This window comes from Pseudoalteromonas sp. APC 3355 (assembly GCF_030407615.1).
GTDB classification, from domain to species: domain Bacteria; phylum Pseudomonadota; class Gammaproteobacteria; order Enterobacterales; family Alteromonadaceae; genus Pseudoalteromonas; species Pseudoalteromonas distincta.
In genome coordinates, this window is sequence record NZ_JASDDB010000002.1 from 492,466 (window position 1) to 511,927 (window position 19,462).

Sequence of the window (19,462 nt, forward strand, 5' to 3'; positions counted from 1 at the left end):
ACTATTACTTAACATTGAGTGCTAATAATAAAAACAATGACGCTTGAGAGTTTATTTATGAACCACGCCGTATCACTTGCTCATTCTGCTCAATGCCTTAAAAAGGCGATTCCTTTGATGGTAAAATACCGCATGCCGGTTACGCCTATCAACTATGCAATTTGGTACTGTTACATTCAAGGGAGTAACCCTTCATTAAATGCTGAATTAGACCATGTTATCGCTGAGCAACAAACATGTTCACAAGACAAAGCAAAAGAAATTTTTGATAAGCATTTAACGCAAGACGATCTGGCTTTCTTTCAAGAAATGACTGAAAAGTTCCATACAACTATGGAGCAAGTCCAGCAAGATATAAGCACCACGCTTGAGCATTCCAAAAGCTTTACAACAAGTTTAGTTGATTCACAAAATGAATTAAATATGCTTGCTGATGTAAATTCTTATAATGAAATATTAGGTTGTGTAGAGCGCTTAACCGACGATTCTATTGCTATGCAGGATTATGCTAGAGAATTTCAAACTAAGTTAGCTGTTGCTTACAACGAAATAAAAGATTTAAAAGAAGCACTTAATATTTCAAAAGAAGCAGCTGATACCGACACGCTTACGGGGTTTTATAACCGAGGTAAGTTTGATTCAGATATCGTAAAATTTTGTTTTGAATACTCAGAGAAAGCACAGGAAGATTCTCTTGCCGTACTAATTATGTTTGATATTGATCACTTTAAACGTTTTAACGATGACTTTGGTCATCAAAAGGGTGACGAAGTGTTGAGGTTAGTTGCCAAAAAAGTGAGAGAAAATACAACTGAAACAGCAAATATATATAGATACGGTGGCGAAGAGTTTTGTATAACAGCTTATTTTGACACTATTAACGATATAATAGCGTTTGCCGATTGTATACGTTTAGCTATTGCGAAATTAGCGATTCGTAAAAAGCATGATATAACAGCTAAACGTGCTATTTCTGCAAGTTTTGGTTTAGCTATTTTACGTCCATTTACTAATAGCTCAGTTTTAGTTGAGCGTGCAGATAGAGCCTTATATATCGCAAAAACACATGGCCGAAACCGAATAGAAATAGCCCCTGATATTTAATAAGCATCAGAAGCTTGATTTATTACGGCTAAAGCCGCTATTAACTTTGGTAACCTAGTAGCTTGTAAGGTTAATAAAAAAAAGTTGTTAGAGTTGGCTTCCTGCAGATTTTATTTGAATTAAAGCATTTGCGAGGTTATCCCTCATTTCCAAAGTTTCTCAAAGCAGTGCCAGCTTAGCCAACACACATAACTAATTTGAAGGGTTTGTCACTTCAAAAACACAAAAGTTAACATTTGTGTATACAAATTGTGAATAATTGTAACCAGCTAGAGCTAGTTTAAAAAGACCTTGCTAGTATGGGGAACTTACTTAATTTAATACTTTGATGTACGCTGATGCGGTATTCCTTCTCCTTATTAACTGCTCTATGTTTTAGCACTTTGTTTGCTTGCCTTTCGGTGCAAGCAACACAGGCAAGCAAGCATGCTGACGATTATACAGAGCAAGATATAACAACTGATCGCCTGCATTTGAGTTTAAGCGTTGGGGCTGGAGTTATAACCAACCCTTTGCATGGTGGAGATAATATTCCGCTTGTGCTTATTCCACAAATTGCGTTTTATGCAGAGCAATGGTTTTTTGATAATGGCCGCCTTGGCTATTCATTTTCACAATCCCCAAAGCATCACTTTAATCTAGTTAGTGAACTCAACTCTGAATCTCGCTTTTTTATAGACTGGCACCCTAAAAATGTATTTGCATTGCAAAGTAGTGCTCTTAATAATCAGTTTGTAATGCAAAATGAAGCCTCGTCCTCTCGCTACGCTGATATTGATAATTTGCATAAACGGCAAATTGCCTTGGATGCGGGTATTGCATATCACTATGTAAATGATGACCATGTTTTTTCAGTTCAGGCTCTGCATGATATAACCGATGTTTATCGAGGTGTACGCGGTGCATTGCAGTGGCAATATCATACTGTGCTAGGAAAGCTTAAAATAAAGCCAACACTTGGAATAAACTATAAATCTGCGGAACTAAATAGCTATTTTTATGGACTTAATGAGGGTGAAACTCAATTTGGCAAAATAGACGTTGGTAGTAGTTGGCAACCTTATGCTAAAATCGACGCCCGTTGGCCATTGAGTAAGGCTGACTCTCTTCGTTTTCATGTAGCATATTACGACTATTCGGCTATGGATGGCAGTCCGCTCTTTGAACGTACTTATTCAATGACTGCATTTATAGGATTCGATCGTACTTTTTAATATGAAGTATTCAATATTAGTTGTGTTTATTACCACTTTTTTTAGTGGTTTTAGCGTGGCACAAACCCCTGTTTTTAGTGTTTCTCCAAAAGTCTGCGTGGTTTCCGAACAGCAGGATTTTTGCGATCTTGATTTACAGTTTAAATGGCTATTAAACACCTATAGTGATGTCTGTTTGTATCAACAAGAACAACTACTTCAATGCTGGCAGCAGCAGCGTTCTGGGCAATTTAATTATAAAGCGCGTGTTCAGGTGGAGACCATATACTCCTTAATCAATCCTCATACGGGTGTGTTAATAGCAAAAACACAGGTTGAAGTACAAAGCGCCCATGCTAAAAAAAATAGGCGTAGGCTTCGCTCTCCGTGGAGCTTTTTTTAATTTAGGAGCAACTAATGCCAAAAATTTTACTTGTTGAAGATGATCTCGGTTTACAACAGCTAACAAAAGATTACCTTGAACATAATGGCCTTGAAGTCGAAGTGTTAGACCGCGGTGACGAAGTGTTTAATTACCTAGAAAACAATACACCCGATTTAATGATTCTAGACGTTATGCTGCCAGGTAAAGATGGCTTTAGCGTTTGCCGCCAAGTAAGAGATAAATTTACTCTACCAATTTTAATGTTGACTGCTAAAGGTGAAGACTTCGACCAAGTGCTTGGTTTAGAACTTGGTGCTGATGATTATGTAATAAAACCAGCAGAGCCACGTGTATTACTAGCGCGGATCAATGCATTACTACGACGTGGGCAACCAATAGTAAAATCTAGTGAAGAACTGCAGTTTGGTGATTTAGTCATCGATAAAACAAGCCGTATTGTAAAACTAAGTGATTCAGAGATTGTATTAACTTCGCACGAGTTTGAACTACTATGGCTATTAGCGTCAAATGCGGGTGAAGTACTAAGCAGAGAACATGTGCACCAACATATGATTGGCCGTCAATACGACGGACTAGATAGAACTGTGGATGTACGCGTATCACGAATTCGTAAAAAATTAGGCGATAATAGTGATAAGCCGTATCGTATAAAAACCGTATGGGGACAAGGCTATTTATTTGTTTCTGATGCATGGGATCTTTAGAACTATTTAAGGTTAATCGGCTGTAATGGGAAAACTGTTTACCAGCTTATACTTATATATCATTGTTTCATTATTTGTTGTAAGTGGTGTTATTGAGCAGCTGTGGCCCTATGAAGAGTCGCAGCAGCAGGTCTTCTTAGACGATGAGTTTGGGCAATCACTGTGGTTGCTTTCACAAACCCCAAATGGTCTTAAAAAACTAAAGCATAACTTTGAAAGTAAAGTGATTGAACGACGTGATTTAATACTTCCTCAAAAACAACAATCGCAGCTAAATCAAAACCACTACTTATATTTGTATGATAAGCAACAACGCATTGTTTGGTATGTAGATCTCGGTAATGATTCATTACTTCAAGTAGGACCGGTAGGCGTATTAACGCAGCAATCATCTTCTGTTTGGCCGTATTTATTACTACTTATTATTGTAGGTATACCAGTTGGGCTATGGAGCTTTTTACTCTGGCGTGACTTTGAAAAGCTACGTAAAGCGTGTGAAGCGGTAGAGGGTTTGCAAGACTTTCAACTAAATGACTCTTCTAAGTCTTTCTTTTTACCTATAACTGATACATTAAAGGTAATGCAGCAACGTATTGAGTTTTTACTTAGTGCGCAGCAAGAACTTACCTCATCGGTGTCGCATGAGTTTAGAACACCACTAGCACGTTTAAAGTTTGCAATAGTCATGCTACAAGAACAAATGCTTGACGAAAAAGGCGAAAAATACTTAACAAACATGCAAACAGATATTAGTGAGCTTGAGTCACTAGTTTCTGAAATGCTTGAATACGCGCGATTAGACTCTCAACAACCAAGTTTACAGCCAATAAACTGCGATTTAGCTGGGCTGGTAAAAACCACTGTTGAAAAGCTAAATTTTGAAGCTAGAACAACGCTCTCTATAAACCTCCCTGAGCATTTAAATTACTACTGTGATAGCCACTTTATGGCGCGAGTATTTCAAAATTTAATTGGCAATGCGCTCAAATACACTCATCAACAAGTCAAAATTTCATTGCTACAAGAGGCAACTCACATCGTATTGATTGTTGAAGATGATGGTGAAGGGATTGACCCCGTTGAGCGAGAAAACGTATTTAAGCCTTTTACTCGATTAGATAAAAGTAGAGGCAAGGACACTGGTGGCTTTGGTTTAGGGCTTGCTATAGTTGCTAAAATTGTGTCGTGGCACCAAGGAGAGTGTAAAGCAGAAAGCTCAAGCTTAGGTGGTGCTAAATTTATTGTATATTTACCTCTTAAATTTAAGACATAAAAAAAGCGCCTAAGGCGCTTTTTTTGCGGTTAAAAACCAAAATCAACAAGTAGCAATATAATAGACCGCAAGTATTTAAAAAAGTTCTCAATTATTTTTTATTTTTTTCAAGTAATGGCATTAACATTTGCTCAAGGCCATTTAGTTTAACCTCATACATCATCGCTAGTTGGCTACCAAGTTTCGAGTTAGGAAATCCCTGCTGTTTGAACCACACCAAATAAGGTTCTGGTAGTAGTAATAAAGGGCGCCCAGCATATTTCCCAAAAGGCATCGTTGTATTTACAGCTATTTTTAATTGTTTTGGATCCATAAGAGTTACTTAGGTTTTAAAGTCTGCGTAAGTGTAAGGGATTTTAGAAATATAAAATAGGCTGTGACGGGCAAGAAACAGCCTATTTTGCGAGGGAGTAGGCCCTCTGATTTAATAATTTTTTGTTGATTAATATAAACCTAGTTGAACTTTAATTAGCTGGGATCTAATTAAGTTATTATTAGAACATGGGGTTTTATTTAACCAACATGGATAGTCTACCTGTTTTTTATGGTCGTGGTGAAATGGCTTGTAAAGGAATGTAAATAGAATTGCTTTTCATTTAAAAACTAATAACAAAGCCTTAATGATTTTAAGGCTTTGTTATTTATAGACGTTATAAAAAGTGATTATTCGTTAAATAGCTCTTGTTTAACGTGCTCTGCAAAACCACTACCTGCTTCTAAGTAAAAGTTATAAGTAGAATGAACACCCATTTCTTCTAGCTCTTTTTGTTGATCAGGGTAGTTTGCAATAGCTGTTACTTGGCCTTTATAACCTGAGGCTTGTAGTTGCTCTAGCGCAAAAATATTTTGCATATGCTTTGGCATTGCAAGCATGACCATTTCTACTTGCGAATGATTTACTCGTTGCCAAAAGTCAGGATCTGTTGCATCAGCAATTAATACGTTGCGGCCTCTGTTAACGTGCTTATCTACCACTTCAGGTTTTATATCTATGCCTGCAACAACATTTGGGTGAGTCGCGTTGATTGTTTCATAAGCACCAGTACCAATACGTCCCATACCAAAAATGACTATTTTAGTATCGTTTAGGTTAACAGGTAGCTCTTCAGCTAAACGAGTTTTGCTTTCAAACTTTAATAGCCAGTGCTCTATTTTTACGTATAGCTCGTTTGAGCGCTTATTTAACGGCGAGGCAATTACAAAGGTAATAGAAACAGCAATTGCCATTACGGCCAGCCACTCAGAAGTGATCATGCCTGTGCTAGCTGCTACTGCACATACAATTAACCCAAATTCACTGTAGTTAGATAAACTAAAGGCGGTAAGTAATGATGTACGTGCGCGTAGTTTGAATATATTTGTGAACACGTAATAAAGCGCTATTTTAATAGGCAAAACTAAAACAAGTATAATAGCAACGATTAATGAGCTAGTGGTTAGCTCTGCGCTCAAGCCAATACTTAAGAAAAAACCGACTAATAATATGTCTTTTAAATTAAGCAGAGATTTTGATAGTTCTCCTGCTTTTTTATGTGGTGCAAACATCATCCCAATTATGAGTGCGCCTAGGTCGCCTTTTAATCCTGCAAATTCAAATGCATGATAACCAGCAACTAAAGCAAAGAAAAAACCAAATAATGGTAATAGTTCACCATGTTTAGAGCGATTTAATACGCCATACATGACAGGTCGTAATAAAGGCAGAGCAATTATTAATGCAATTGCCCATACATTTGGAATTTTACCTGTACTAATCGCTAAAAAGATAACAGCAAAGATATCTTGCATGACTAGTATACCAATGGCTATTTTACCGTGAAGACTTGCCATTTCTCCGCGTTCTTCAAGCACTTTTACTGCAAATACAGTACTTGAAAAACTAAGCGCAAACCCAACCAATAAAGCACTTTGCCAACTTAAATCAATAAACAGTGGAATGGCGAAAACACCAAGCAATAACATAAAGCCACTAAAAAGCGCACTGCTAAAAATAATATGCAATGTTGCAGGCGCCCACACTTGGGGTTTAATTAAACTGTTTACCTTTAGCTTTAAACCAATACTAAAAAGAAGAAGGGTTACGCCAAGTGCTGCTATTGTATCGAGCAACTCTGTACTTTTATAACCCGATAAATTTAAAGCAAAACCTGCTAATAAAAATCCAATAAGAGGAGGCAGCTTTAACTGATAAACAGCAAAGCCACACACAAACGCGGCGGCAAAATAGATTAGTTCCATAATTCTTAATATCACTTCATTTGGGGTTGCAGTGTAACGAAAAATTTATACCATTGAAAATAAAAATAGACCTAAAAATGAACGCGTCTAATCAAATACTTGCCTAGCTGTGTATAAAAAATGCGCATCAAACATATATTTAATCGTAAATAGCATGTAAATAACATTTTTTCACTGACATTGGCTTTTAAATATGGTTAAGATGCGATAACGAAGAAGTTTAAGCAAGAGCAAATAATAGAACCGCTCAGCTTAAGGAGAAATATATGTTTAAAAAGATTTTAGCGTCGGTAGGTATTGGTGCTGCAAAAGTAGATACTGTTTTAGAGACTGAACACCTACAACCTGGTCAGCTTTTTAATGCACAAATAGTCATTACCGCAGGTGATGTTAGCCAAGATATTGCAGGCTTAGATTTATTACTTATGACCCGTGTTAAAGTGGCAGGTGATGATGGCGATTATTTTACCAATCATGTGATTGACCAATGGCGAATTACAGATATAGGTACAATTGAGCCTGGCGAAGTTAAAAGTATCCCTTTTGAAGCACGTCTTCATTCTGAAACACCTATTACAGAAATTAATGCAGGTTACAATCAATCTCATGTGTGGCTTGAAACAGGTTTAGATATTGATTTAGCACTTGATCCAAGCGATAAAGACCATTTACATATTTACCCTAATGAAGCTGTTAAAACGTGCATGCAGGCGATGGAAAAGCTAGGTTTTAGCTTAATGAAAGCTGATGTAGAAAAAGGCCATTTGCGCGCTTCAACATTTCAATCGTTATCGGGCTGTTATCAGGAACTTGAATATAAGCCAAATAGCCGTAGTTTATTTGGCATTCAAGAGATCGAGTTGTCATTTGTACCAGAGGCACATAAAACACACGTGCTTATAGAGCTAGACAGGGCCTTTAGAGGCGATGGTTATGTAGATTTAACGATAGAGCATGACCACGTGAATTTATCGCAGTTGTGCGACCAACTAGAGCGCTTATTTGCTTAATATAAACTAACAAGTGAATAATTTTATTAAACCCGGCCTAGGCTGGGTTTATTGTTTATAGGATTTAAAATGCAATTTAAATGTGAGCAGTTTAATGCTTTCGATGCGCATACTCTTTTTACTATTATGCGAGGACGTGTAGACGTATTTGTTGTAGAGCAGGCGTGCCCTTACCCTGAACTTGATGATGTAGATATTGATTTAAATACACAGCATTTATATACACTAGACAATGGGCGGCTACACACTTATGCCCGATGCTATGAAAAAAATGAGCAATACAGCGCAATAGGACGCGTACTGGTAAGTAAAAGTGCGCGTGGCAAAGGCGACGCCACTGTACTTGTAAGTAAAGCTATAGAATGCTGTAAAGAGCGGTGGCCTGAACGAGATATTTATATTGGCGCACAAACCTACTTACTTGATTTTTACCGCTCCTTTGGCTTTGAAGATTACAAAAGTGAATATCTAGAAGACGGTATACCTCATCAAGATATGATTTTAAAACTCACTCAATAAATCCAATTTAAGCAGCTATAAAAAAGCCCACTAATGTGGGCTATTTTATTTAAAACTATTTTAAGGCTAAGGTATCATTTAGCTCAATAGTGAATGTAAAAACACCATGCCAATAGCAAGTGGACATACAAACTTAGTATACCAAGGCCATATTTTCCAAAACAATGTATTGTGAACTTCAGGGTTACCCTCTTGAATTGCTTTTAGTAATGAGCCTCTATACCAAATCCAGCCTACAAATATACAACACATAAGACCAAGTAAAGGCTGAGCTACTTTTGTAGTGAGAGTGATTACTAAGCCAAATAAGCTGCTAAGGTTACACACAATTGTAATACTGACGATAGCGATTAGCGCCCCAATTAACCACGTTGCCTGAACGCGTTTCATCCCAAAGCGCTCTACGGTGTATGATACTGGCGCCTCTAACATTGAAATAGATGATGTTAAAGCGGCAATACTCATTAACGCAAAAAATGAAAAACCCACAAATAAGCCAACTTCGCCCATTCCATCAAATAAAGCGGGGAGTACCTGAAACACTAATGTATCTTCAGAGAGTAGCTTACCCGTTGTGGCCGAGAATATTTCAACGCCTTGAGCTTGTGCTACGTACATAGCCGGAATAATCAGTAAACCTGCAACAAAGGCTATAAATACATCAATAAGGGTTACATAGGCACCTAAAGAAACGAGGTTTTCTTTTTTACTAATGTACGAGCCGTAAATAATCATTACGCTAGTGCCAAGCGATAAAGAGAAGAAAGCTTGCCCTAGTGCACTTACTAATAGTTTTGCGTCAAAAATAGATGAAAAGTCAGGAACTAAGTAGGCTTTTAAGCCTTCCATAGCACCATCTTGCGTCATCACATAAGCAATAAGTGCAAATAAAATGCCTAAAAGTGCAGGCATTAAACGCTTAGACCACTTTTCAATACCGTTTTCAACGCCTCTACTTATAATAGCGACAGTTAGTACAATAAAGATCATAGTGAATATAATATTTCGAGTAAGTGATTGCTCGCTTAACCATGTAGATGCTGTGTTGGCACCAACTAAAGTGGCTATGGGTTCAGCTGTGGCGCTGAGCATCCAACCGGCAACAATGGCGTAAAAGCTTAGTATAAAGCCAGCGCATAAAATACCGCCAAAACCAACAGCAAAGGCAAAGTGTTTTTGCCATGGCTTATTAGATATTTTTTGAAGTGATGACACTGCGTTTGCTTGGCCATGACGTCCAATCATCAGTTCAGCCATTAAAGCGGGGTAGGCTAAAAAGAACGCAAGCACTAAATATGCGACTAAAAATGCAGCACCGCCATTACTTGCTGTTTGTGTAGGGAATCCCCAAATATTGCCCAAACCAACGGCAGAACCCGCGGCGGCCATAATAAAACCAAAGCGAGAGCTAAACTCGCCTCTAACTGCGCTCATATTATTGTACTTCTCTATTGTGTGACGGCGGTGACAATCTACTGGAAATGTAAAAAAATAAAAAGTGCTTATTTGCTGATCTAGCACAAATTAATAAGTAAAGTGTATGTTATGACCATCGATTTTAATTGTTGTTATTAAGTCGTTTAAAATAACGAGTTGATTTTGTTTAATAATTGTTAATTACAGTCTGTAACTATTGCTTTACGGATTATGGTGCTGTGCAATAGTGAGAGTAAAGCACGCCCCCCCTAACTGGGTGCTTTTACTTACTTTAACGCTGCCATGATGCCAATCAGCTACCTTGGTAACAATGGCTAGGCCAAGGCCATAACTCTTATCGGCTCTGTTACGGTGATCTTCCTCTCTAAAAAATGGGCTAAATACATTACTAAAGTTCTCTTGTGCGATACCTGGGCCGTCATCTTCTACCGTTATTATAAGCTGTTGCTCGTGTAACTTTGCACTGAGGTAAATATGTTGGTTTGCAAAATCACATGCGTTAGTTAATAAGTTAGTAATTGCACGAGCCAGCCAGTGAAGATCTGCATTTATTATTTTATCTGTACTATTGAGCTGTACGTTGAGCATTTGCATTTCAAGTTTTGGTGCAAGTTGAACTAAAATATCTTCAAGGTAGGATTTAATATTGGTTGATGAATAGGTTAGTTTATTCGCGTTTTGCTCTAAAGTAGCAAATGCTAAATAGCTACTAAGCATCGATTCCATATGATCTAAATCGTTTTCCATACGGGTTAAATACTGTTTTACTTTTTGCTCATCATGGCTATCTAATGCCGCATCTAAACCAAATCGCAGGCACGCGATAGGGGTGCGGATGTCGTGAGACAAGCTCGAGGCCATTAGTTTGTTTTCGGCGACAAGTTTCTCTATTTGGCTAGCCATGCGGTTAAAAGTAAGCTCTACATCTTTTATATAGGTAAAGTGCGATACCTTTATTCGGGCTTGAACATTACCAGAGGCAAACTTTTTAGCGGCTTCATTTAAGACAGTTAGCCGTTTAGCTAAGGGCGCGATAATAAACCCCATAAATACACATAGGCCTGCGTAAAATAGTAGAGTTAATATAATGTCGTTATGCTGCTCGCTATCAGAAATTTTATCTAAGCGCATTGATAAGTGAAAAGGATTTAAAACGTCGCTACTATAAAGCATATAAAAGCCTTGCTGATCCTCTAAAATCAGCCCACCTGGCGTGTGCATTTGTAATAATAAAGAAGGTGGTAAGGCGAGTGACTCATTTGGCTTGTAGTCAATTAAAACATCAAACTCTCGGGCTAGTTGTTTTACATAATCGCTGCGCTCAGATGTAGGTATGTTAGCTAACTGCTTATTAAAACCCATGATCATTTTACTTTGCTGACTAAATTCATCTTGTGGGGTATGCGCTTGTTGACTAAAAGCATCAATAAGCCAGCCCAATACCACAATAGATAAAAGTGCACTGCCTAGAAGCGATATATAAAACTTTTTCATTTATTTATTCATCGCTCTATTACCACGCGGTAGAAACAAGTAAATATCCACGGCCCCAAATAGTTTTAATTTTTTCAGGGTTTTGTGGATCATCATTAAATTTTTTACGAAGTGCAGAAATAAGTACATCAACACTTCTATCAAGCCCATCGTATTCTCTACCTTTCGTAGCTTTAAATACGGCATCGCGTGAGACAACTTGACCTGCATTGCTTGCAAGGTAGTGTAATAATAGATATTCGGCGCTTGATATGTTTATATCTTGCTCGTTAAGGGTCACATTTCTAGATTCGGTATTAATACTAAGTGCACCAACTTGAATAACGCTTTGGCTAACCTGCGGCTTATTTGGCTCATTATTTTGACGCAGTGCTGCTTTTATTCGCGCTAGCAATGCACGTGGACGCACCGGTTTCATTATGTAATCGCTTGCGCCAACTTCTAAACCAATAACTTCATCCATCTCTTCATCGCGTGCGGTGAGCATTATAATAGGCGAATTATAAAAGCTACGAAGCTCTCTACATACGCTAATACCATCTTGCCCCGGGAGCATAATATCAAGGAGCACAATATTTGGGTTTAACGTTTTGACCTGGCTAACAACTTCGTCACCACGATGACAAACATGCGTTGTATAGCCTTGCTCTGTTAAATATTCAGCAACCCATTGCGCTAGTGATGCATCGTCTTCAACAAGTAAAATAGTGCCGTAGTTATCCATAAAATATCCCTAATATGATTGGTATTAAAATAGTCGCCAGCGGCGTTTTTTTTGTCTGTTTTGATAAACCCATTGTAGTTTTACTTCTGCTGTACTGATGACTTTGGATGTATTGCTATCAAATAGTTCAAATGAAATGCTTTGCTGTGAGTCAAAAGCATAATTAAAAGTACCACTTTGTTGCTTTAGCCAACATTGCATAATGTACTTTGAAGTTGCATCGCGTAGGCAGTAATTACCAATGATAGGCTGCTCCCACGTAAGTGTAACATCGGCATAGCAATTACGCCCTTCGCGCAGTGCAACGCAAGTATCGGGTAGTGCTATGAGTGCTTCAGGGGGGTCCTGCGCTTTAACAGTAAAGGTACTGGGAAAGATCAGTAATACCCAGATCCATCTAAAATACATAACGTAGGCCTACCTTGGCTTTATGTTGATATCCTTGGGAAATAATTGGACTGTCGTCAATTTCTTTTGAAAACCATGTAGTAAGCCAACCGGATAAAAACACCCAATCTTGGCTTATTGGATATTCAGCATGGAACTCAAAGATGATACTAGTACTGGCATTGCTGCTATAAATCGGGCGAAGGCTGGTGGCTTCATCGCTATCAATGCCAAAGTAATAATTTGTAAAGTCAGCAGAGTAGGCGCTTAAACCAACACCAGATCTAAACTCCCAGTTTCGCCATGGCAAAATGTGGGTAAAAAAGCTATTTATAACCCAGCCATTATGGGCACCAGATACGTCATGAAGGTATTCAAAGGAGAATTGTGAATTTTCAAATCGGCGCGAGAGCCTAAGACCAACATCAAAATCGTAATTACGTTTTTTAATACCTTGGAGTTCTTTTATAACACCGTGGTTATAAAACCCGAGGCCTTTTTCGTCAAACCCGGCTTGAGTATTTGTGCCAAGTATATCTAAGCCCCAATCAAATTTATCTATAAGGCTGTAACCAATTACAAGACCACCGCTGAGTTGATTGTGATCAAAATCAAGATAAAATTTATCGTAAGAAACAGCAAGACTTAAATCAAGCTCAACGCCTTTATCGTAAGATTCGATACCGATTAGGTAAGAATCTTCAATATAAAAGCCCGCACCTGCACTCCAATCCCACGCAAAGCCTTGGGTTGGTTCTAACGTATTGTCTGCATAATAGCGATTACTTGCCATACTTGTGGTGCTAAAAATAAAGCAAAAAAGCAATGTTATGCTAACTAAAGTATGGTTAAGCAAAGTGTTTTTCATCCCTATGGGGCCTAATTATTATTTGTTATTAAGCGTAGTATATTGTTAATTCGTTCCTTTAATCTGTAAAAAAATGTAGTAAGTGTTAGGTCTGTTGAACTTTCAAGGTTAAATTTTCAGCAGCCTGTTTGGTATTTAGGCAAGGCAGAGCCTATGCAGTGTGGCTATTCCCCATAAATGGGCGATAACGTAGCATTAATGCCAAACAGGCGCTGCCCAAAGTGTTTTTCCTAAGGGCTATTTACGCTTTGTTGCTCGGTTTTTACTTATTCTTACATGGATGTAAGCCATTAGAATAACGCAGGAGCAGTTATCGAGCCCACTAGGTTACAAACCTAGCGCCGCGATTAAATAGCCCCTAGTTTGAACAAATTTTAATTCGTAAAGATCAACAGACCCTAATTTACTGAACTTTAATTTTATCGATTAATATACTGCTTAAGTAAAACTGCATCATAGGCGTTAATGCGCTTACTTCTGTTCTGTTACATGGACCACTAAGCTTGGCAAGGCTAGATAACTTTGACAACGTTTTGTACTGAGGAATTTGAATGTCTTTTCCAAGTCTTTCCATGCGGGCTTCATCAGTATTTTGCTGATGGACAAAAGCGACAACCTCAAGCTCATTAGTTATTTTTTGCTCTTCGGTGAAACTATAAACTAGTGGCTCACGATGAAAACTTGCACTATCAATAGAAGATTTAGCAAACCAAACAACATCACCCGATGCTTTGTGTGTGAGGCGCATACTTACTTGTGCAAATATTGCAGCACATTCCTGAGTTGGGTATTGCTGAGCAATATCTGAATATAATGTAAAAGGGTTCTCAGGTTGCTTTATTGCGTACTTAACATCGTCAGTGAAAGTTAAATCAAGTTGCTGAATAGTTAGTGTGTAGTCGCTGTTATTTTTAGTGGTTACTTTTAGCTGTTTATCGTTAAGTGCTTGGCTAATTTGCGATAAAAGTTTATCGGTTACACTTGCCTTATCGGTAATAATTTTTACTGTTTGGTTTCTAACTACCTTATGTGCAGGAAGTTGAACGGATTTAACTTTTGGGGATGAGTGTTCTGTGGTGTACTCAAGCTGGTAGGTTTGACTTTTTAATGTTGGCTTTAATGGCATAGCCAGTGGCTCGGCCGGCTGCTTTGTAAGAGTACAACCAGTTGATAATATAACAAAAAGTGACACAACTAAAAAACGCATAAGTACTAAACACTCACTAAAAACCAAATAATCGTCGTATTGTACGTTAGTCCAAACAAAACTTCATGATATTATCTACATAGATGTAGTTAAAAAGATAAAATTTATAAAAATGAAGTATCTCAAATCTTTATTGTATAGCCTACCTGCTTTGTGTTTGTTGTTCAGCTCTGTGAGTTTTGCAGCAAAAGCAGATCCTGATTGGGATGCATTTGTAAAAAAGTACGGCCGTTATGCGCAAAAAAAACTGAAAAATAAAGGCATACCAGGCGCTGCACTTTCGATTGTAAGTACAAACAACTCAGACTACATCCACACCATGGGTGTAACTAAAACCCGAAATGGACAAAAAGTAAATAAGCATACCCGGTTTAGGCTCGCGTCTGTTTCTAAAACATTTGCAGGCTCGTTATCTGCTAAATTAGCCAATGAGGGTTTACTTAAATTAGATAAAGCTGTTAGCGATTACATAACTGAGTTCAAAGGGACTGTTTATCAAGATGATTTAAAGGTATTTCACCTTCTAAGTCATGCAAGTGGGTTAGTGCCTAATGCGTACGATAATTTGATAGAGTCTCGTATGGATTACCCCAGTATTGTTGAAAAATTACTTAGTGTTAAACCTATTTGCAAACCAGGCGAATGTTATGGTTATCAAAATGTTATGTTTAGCCTTATAGGTAATGTGATATTACAAAGCAGTGGTAAAAGTTACGCGCAGTGGTTACGAGAAACTATTTTTGCGCCTTTAAAAATGAGTGATGCCAGCTTAGGTTTTGAATCTATGGTTCAGGATGAAAATTACGCATTACCACACGTGCGCGGTACAAAACGTTGGTATAGCGCTAAGCTTAAAAAAAATTATTATAAAGTGGGACCTGCAGCGGGTGTAAACGCAAGTGCAAGTGACATGGCCATTTGGTTAAAAGCCCAGCTAGGGCAATACCCTGATGTTTTGTCATTGGATACTCTCGCAAAGCAAACGCGTCCTTATACACATACAAAAAAAGAAATGCATCGCAGGGTGTGGAAAAAACACCTTAATGAGGCTTATTACGGACTAGGTTGGCGGGTTTATAATTACGCTGATGAAACGCTTTACTATCATAGTGGCTGGGTTCAAGGATATAGAAGCGATGTAGTTGTGTTTCCCCACTTAAATGTTGGTTTTAGTTTAATCGTTAATGCTGAAACCGGTGTAATAAATGAATTAACGACTGAATTTATTGACAGGCTATTAGAATACAAACGAGGTAAAAAAATATGAATAAAATAATATTAGCAATCACTTTTTTAGCCTTGTCATTTAATTGTAGTTTGGCATTTGCCGCACCTGACGAGGTATATTTGTTTCGTCATAGCGAAAAGTTAACGGGGAAAAACCCAGCGCTCTCAGAAGAGGGGAAGGCACGTGCAAATAATTTAGTTACTTTGTTTAAAGAACATCAAAATATACATCTCTTTAGCAGCAACTATAAACGCACGTTGCAAACAGCCGCACCTTTGCAGGCACATTTTAATACCAAATTAAATGTGTATAACGCAGGTGAGCTAGGTGATTTAAAAAATGAGTTACTCAAACTAAAGGGTGTAGTTGTTGTTATTGGGCACAGTAATACTACGCCGCAACTGGCTGAACTACTCTCCAATGAAAAAGTGCCTGCTATGAGTGAGACACAATTTACTCAGTATTTTATATTGCATAATAAGCCCAGAAGTAATGGCACTGATTATGATGTAACGCACCATACAATGAGCTTTTAAATTAAAAAGTGTTATGTAACAAAAAACCAGCATTAAGCTGGTTTTTTAATTTAAACGTACTAAATCCTTTAAATAGGATTAATTAGTTACGTGGTAAATGTATTTTTTTCTCAACACTTTGACGATAAAGCACAATAGTGTGACCTATCGTTTGTAGCTTAGTCGCACCAGTTTCACGTACGATTGCTTCAAAAATAAGTGCTTTTGTTTCACGATCATCAGTTGGAACTTTAACTTTGATTAATTCGTGAATTTCTAATGCACTTTGAATTTCGACTACTACGCCTTCGGTTAAACCGTTAGAACCTAGTAAAACTACAGGCTTGAGGCTATGTGCCTGACCTTTTAAAAACTGCTTTTGTTTGTTTGATAATGTCATGTTTATACAAATTTTGCTGAATATGGCTTGAATTAAGGGTATTCTAACGCCATCTAGAGAATATTACTAATTAGTTGCGTGTTAATTTATGACAAATAAAAAACAGTCAGCCAGTTCACAGCGATGGCTGAAAGAACATTTTGATGATAAATATGTTCAAGAAGCGCAAAAAAAAGGCTGGCGTTCACGAGCGGTTTTTAAATTAGATGAAGTACAAAATAGAGATAAGTTACTTCGCCCTGGTATGACCGTTGTTGATTTAGGAGCAGCTCCAGGAAGCTGGTCACAGTATTTGGCAGAAAAAGTAGGTGACAAAGGTCAAGTAATTGCCTGTGACATATTACCTATGGACTCACTTGCGGGTGTTGACTTTTTACAAGGCGACTTTCGTGAAGAAGCTGTGTTAAATGCGTTGCTAAAACGTATTGATGGTAAAAATGTTGATGTGGTACTCTCTGACATGGCTCCAAATATGAGTGGTAATAACTCAGTAGATCAAGCGGGTAGTATGTATTTGGTAGAACTTGCGCTGGATATGTGTAGTCAAGTACTAAAGAAAAATGGCGCATTTATTGTTAAGGTTTTCCAAGGTGAAGGCTTTGATCAATACTTGCAAGATGTACGTAATAGTTTTAAAGCAGTGAAAATACGCAAACCTGATGCCTCACGTGCCCGTTCTCGGGAAGTATATATAGTAGCGACTGGATACAAACTGTAGTACAGTTGCTTGGCGTTTAGTTGAATTTAAATTAATTGGATACAAGAGGTTAACCCCTTGAGCGATATGGCGAAAAATTTAATACTATGGCTGGTGATTGCAGTTGTGCTGATGTCAGTCTTTCAGAGCTTTAATGGTGGCGAGCAAGTTGATCGTCAAACAAGTTACACTCAATTTGTTAAAGATGTCCGCAGTGGCTCTTTACAAGAAGTTATTATCGACCGCGGTACAGGAAATATTACTGGTACTAAGAGCAGTGGTGAGCGTTTTCAAACAACGATGCCAATGTACGATGAAGACTTAATAAATGATTTACTTAAAAATGATGTAAATGTGAAGGGTGTACAACCTGAAGAACAATCATTCTTAGCAAGTATATTTATTTCTTGGTTCCCGATGATACTGCTTATTGGTGTATGGATATTCTTCATGCGTCAAATGCAAGGCGGCGGCGGTAAAGGCGCTATGTCATTTGGTAAGAGTAAAGCTCGTTTAATGAGCGAAGATCAAATTAAAACAACGTTTGCAGATGTTGCTGGTTGTGATGAAGCGAAAGAAGATGTTACCGAATTGGTAGACTTTTTACGTGACCCTTCTAAGTTTCAAAAGCTTGGCGGTAGTATTCCTAAAGGCGTACTAATGGTTGGTCCTCCTGGTACTGGTAAAACGTTACTTGCAAAGGCTGTTGCGGGTGAAGCGAAAGTACCGTTTTTTACAATTTCTGGTTCAGATTTTGTTGAAATGTTTGTCGGTGTTGGTGCGTCACGTGTACGTGATATGTTTGAACAAGCTAAAAAAGCGGCACCTTGTATTATCTTTATAGATGAGATTGATGCGGTTGGTCGTAAACGTGGCGCAGGTATGGGCGGCGGTAACGATGAACGTGAGCAAACACTCAACCAAATGCTAGTAGAAATGGATGGTTTTGGTGGTAACGAAGGTATTATCGTTATTGCGGCAACTAACCGACCAGATGTTCTCGACCCTGCATTACTTCGTCCAGGTCGTTTTGACCGTCAAGTTGAAGTAGGTTTACCTGATATACGTGGTCGTGAGCAAATACTTAAAGTACACATGCGTAAAGTGCCATTAGGCGATAACGTAGAAGCGGCTCTTATAGCACGTGGAACACCAGGTTTTTCTGGCGCTGATTTAGCGAACTTAGTAAACGAAGCTGCACTTTATGCTGCACGTGGTAATAAACGTGTTGTAAGTATGGCTGAATTTGATGCTGCTAAAGATAAAATCATGATGGGCGCAGAGCGCAAAACCATGGTGATGAGCGAGCAAGAAAAAGAAATGACAGCATATCACGAAGCAGGCCACGCAATTGTGGGCCGTATGGTTCCTGAACATGATCCGGTTTACAAAGTATCTATTATTCCACGTGGCCGTGCGCTAGGTGTAACAATGTACTTGCCTGAACAAGACCGTGTTAGTCATTCAAAAGAGCTTTTAGAATCAATGATTTCAAGCCTTTATGGTGGCCGTATTGCTGAAGCGCTTATTTATGGTGCTGACAAAGTAACAACGGGTGCAAGTAACGATATTGAGCGCGCAACTGATATTGCACGTAAAATGGTTACACATTGGGGTTTAAGTGAAAAGCTAGGTCCATTGCTTTACGCTGAAGATCAAAACGAGATGTATATGGGTGGTGGTGGAAGCCGTGCATCTAGTATGTCGGATGATACTGCTAAAGTAATTGATGCTGAAGTACGCTTGTTTTCAGATCGTAACTACCAAAGAGCAGAAGAAATATTAAAAGAAAATATTGATATTCTTCACTCAATGAAAGACGCGTTAATGAAATACGAAACAATCGACGCTAAGCAAATAGATGATTTAATGGCGCGCCAACCAGTGCGTGAGCCGCGCGATGCTCATGACCGCCATGAAGCTAAGCCGGTAAAAGAGCAAGAGCCTCAAGAGCCAGTGCTTGATGAAAGTCAAAAAGCGGATGATTCATCGAAAAAAGATGAAACAAACCTTGATGACAAAGCTGAATAATCGTTAAAATAGTAATGAAAGCCCCGA

Annotated in this window: 20 protein-coding genes; 11 read left to right on the forward strand and 9 right to left on the reverse strand. The window is 38.3% G+C overall.

Annotated features, from left to right (window positions below; genetic code table 11):
• Window positions 1-57: 57 nt before the first annotated feature.
• From QMA08_RS05430 to QMA08_RS05450, 5 genes are all read left to right on the forward strand, one after another.
• Entirely contained in the window at window positions 58-1,104 is a 1,047-nt protein-coding gene (locus QMA08_RS05430) for a GGDEF domain-containing protein (RefSeq protein WP_024594946.1), read from the forward strand.
• A 401-nt stretch (window positions 1,105-1,505) separates the two neighbouring features.
• Complete coding sequence (locus QMA08_RS05435) at window positions 1,506-2,318, forward strand: MipA/OmpV family protein (protein WP_024594945.1); 813 nt, start codon at window positions 1,506-1,508, stop codon at window positions 2,316-2,318.
• A 1-nt stretch (window position 2,319) separates the two neighbouring features.
• Complete coding sequence (locus QMA08_RS05440; RefSeq protein WP_024594944.1) at window positions 2,320-2,700, forward strand: DUF3019 domain-containing protein; 381 nt, start codon at window positions 2,320-2,322, stop codon at window positions 2,698-2,700.
• A gap of 14 nt (window positions 2,701-2,714) precedes the next feature.
• Window positions 2,715-3,407: a response regulator gene (locus QMA08_RS05445; RefSeq protein ID WP_004335729.1), complete on the forward strand. Its 693-nt coding sequence runs from the start codon at window positions 2,715-2,717 to the stop codon at window positions 3,405-3,407.
• Between the two features lie 25 nt (window positions 3,408-3,432).
• Entirely contained in the window at window positions 3,433-4,680 is a 1,248-nt protein-coding gene (locus QMA08_RS05450) for an ATP-binding protein (RefSeq protein WP_182695457.1), read from the forward strand.
• A 91-nt stretch (window positions 4,681-4,771) separates the two neighbouring features.
• Here QMA08_RS05450 and QMA08_RS05455 read toward each other — a convergent pair whose 3' ends face one another.
• Both QMA08_RS05455 and QMA08_RS05460 read right to left on the reverse strand, forming a co-directional pair.
• Entirely contained in the window at window positions 4,772-4,993 is a 222-nt protein-coding gene (locus QMA08_RS05455; protein WP_024594942.1) for a DUF3820 family protein, read from the reverse strand.
• 350 nt (window positions 4,994-5,343) lie between these two features.
• Window positions 5,344-6,918, reverse strand: a complete 1,575-nt coding sequence (locus QMA08_RS05460; protein WP_004335737.1) for a cation:proton antiporter family protein — start codon at window positions 6,916-6,918, stop codon at window positions 5,344-5,346.
• 266 nt (window positions 6,919-7,184) lie between these two features.
• Between QMA08_RS05460 and QMA08_RS05465 the strand changes: the two genes are divergently transcribed.
• Window positions 7,185-7,928 (forward strand): sporulation protein, encoded by a 744-nt coding sequence (locus QMA08_RS05465; protein ID WP_004335740.1) that lies wholly within the window; start codon window positions 7,185-7,187, stop codon window positions 7,926-7,928.
• A 69-nt stretch (window positions 7,929-7,997) separates the two neighbouring features.
• The gene (locus QMA08_RS05470; protein WP_290173859.1) at window positions 7,998-8,447 is read left to right on the forward strand and encodes a GNAT family N-acetyltransferase; all 450 of its coding nucleotides are present in this window, start codon (window positions 7,998-8,000) and stop codon (window positions 8,445-8,447) included.
• Between the two features lie 78 nt (window positions 8,448-8,525).
• On the opposite strand, the gene QMA08_RS05475 is transcribed toward QMA08_RS05470, so the two are convergent.
• From QMA08_RS05475 to QMA08_RS05500, 6 genes are all read right to left on the reverse strand, one after another.
• Window positions 8,526-9,881 (reverse strand): sodium-dependent transporter, encoded by a 1,356-nt coding sequence (locus QMA08_RS05475; protein ID WP_138488731.1) that lies wholly within the window; start codon window positions 9,879-9,881, stop codon window positions 8,526-8,528.
• A gap of 204 nt (window positions 9,882-10,085) precedes the next feature.
• The gene (locus tag QMA08_RS05480; protein ID WP_290173861.1) at window positions 10,086-11,378 is read right to left on the reverse strand and encodes an ATP-binding protein; all 1,293 of its coding nucleotides are present in this window, start codon (window positions 11,376-11,378) and stop codon (window positions 10,086-10,088) included.
• Between the two features lie 19 nt (window positions 11,379-11,397).
• Entirely contained in the window at window positions 11,398-12,102 is a 705-nt protein-coding gene (locus QMA08_RS05485; RefSeq protein ID WP_024597092.1) for a response regulator transcription factor, read from the reverse strand.
• Window positions 12,103-12,126: 24 nt separating this feature from the next.
• Window positions 12,127-12,510 (reverse strand): DUF3019 domain-containing protein, encoded by a 384-nt coding sequence (locus QMA08_RS05490; protein WP_024597091.1) that lies wholly within the window; start codon window positions 12,508-12,510, stop codon window positions 12,127-12,129.
• Complete coding sequence (locus QMA08_RS05495; protein ID WP_259395072.1) at window positions 12,500-13,282, reverse strand: MipA/OmpV family protein; 783 nt, start codon at window positions 13,280-13,282, stop codon at window positions 12,500-12,502. Before QMA08_RS05495 ends, QMA08_RS05490 begins: the two co-directional genes overlap by 11 nt.
• A gap of 478 nt (window positions 13,283-13,760) precedes the next feature.
• Complete coding sequence (locus tag QMA08_RS05500) at window positions 13,761-14,564, reverse strand: hypothetical protein (RefSeq protein WP_002963149.1); 804 nt, start codon at window positions 14,562-14,564, stop codon at window positions 13,761-13,763.
• Window positions 14,565-14,676: 112 nt separating this feature from the next.
• Between QMA08_RS05500 and QMA08_RS05505 the strand changes: the two genes are divergently transcribed.
• Window positions 14,677-15,831 carry a serine hydrolase domain-containing protein gene (locus tag QMA08_RS05505; RefSeq protein ID WP_039484498.1) on the forward strand — a complete coding sequence of 385 codons (1,155 nt, stop codon included), beginning with the start codon at window positions 14,677-14,679 and terminating at the stop codon, window positions 15,829-15,831.
• Window positions 15,828-16,328, forward strand: a complete 501-nt coding sequence (locus QMA08_RS05510) for a histidine phosphatase family protein (RefSeq protein WP_002963152.1) — start codon at window positions 15,828-15,830, stop codon at window positions 16,326-16,328. The genes QMA08_RS05505 and QMA08_RS05510 overlap by 4 nt, the downstream gene beginning before the upstream one ends.
• Window positions 16,329-16,410: 82 nt before the next feature.
• On the opposite strand, the gene yhbY is transcribed toward QMA08_RS05510, so the two are convergent.
• Complete coding sequence (yhbY, locus tag QMA08_RS05515) at window positions 16,411-16,707, reverse strand: ribosome assembly RNA-binding protein YhbY (protein ID WP_002963153.1); 297 nt, start codon at window positions 16,705-16,707, stop codon at window positions 16,411-16,413.
• Window positions 16,708-16,795: 88 nt separating this feature from the next.
• On the opposite strand from yhbY, the gene rlmE reads away from it, so the two are divergent.
• Both rlmE and ftsH read left to right on the forward strand, forming a co-directional pair.
• The gene (gene rlmE, locus QMA08_RS05520) at window positions 16,796-17,425 is read left to right on the forward strand and encodes a 23S rRNA (uridine(2552)-2'-O)-methyltransferase RlmE (RefSeq protein ID WP_002963155.1); all 630 of its coding nucleotides are present in this window, start codon (window positions 16,796-16,798) and stop codon (window positions 17,423-17,425) included.
• Between the two features lie 66 nt (window positions 17,426-17,491).
• The gene (gene ftsH, locus QMA08_RS05525; RefSeq protein WP_039485975.1) at window positions 17,492-19,435 is read left to right on the forward strand and encodes an ATP-dependent zinc metalloprotease FtsH; all 1,944 of its coding nucleotides are present in this window, start codon (window positions 17,492-17,494) and stop codon (window positions 19,433-19,435) included.
• Window positions 19,436-19,462: the final 27 nt, after the last annotated feature.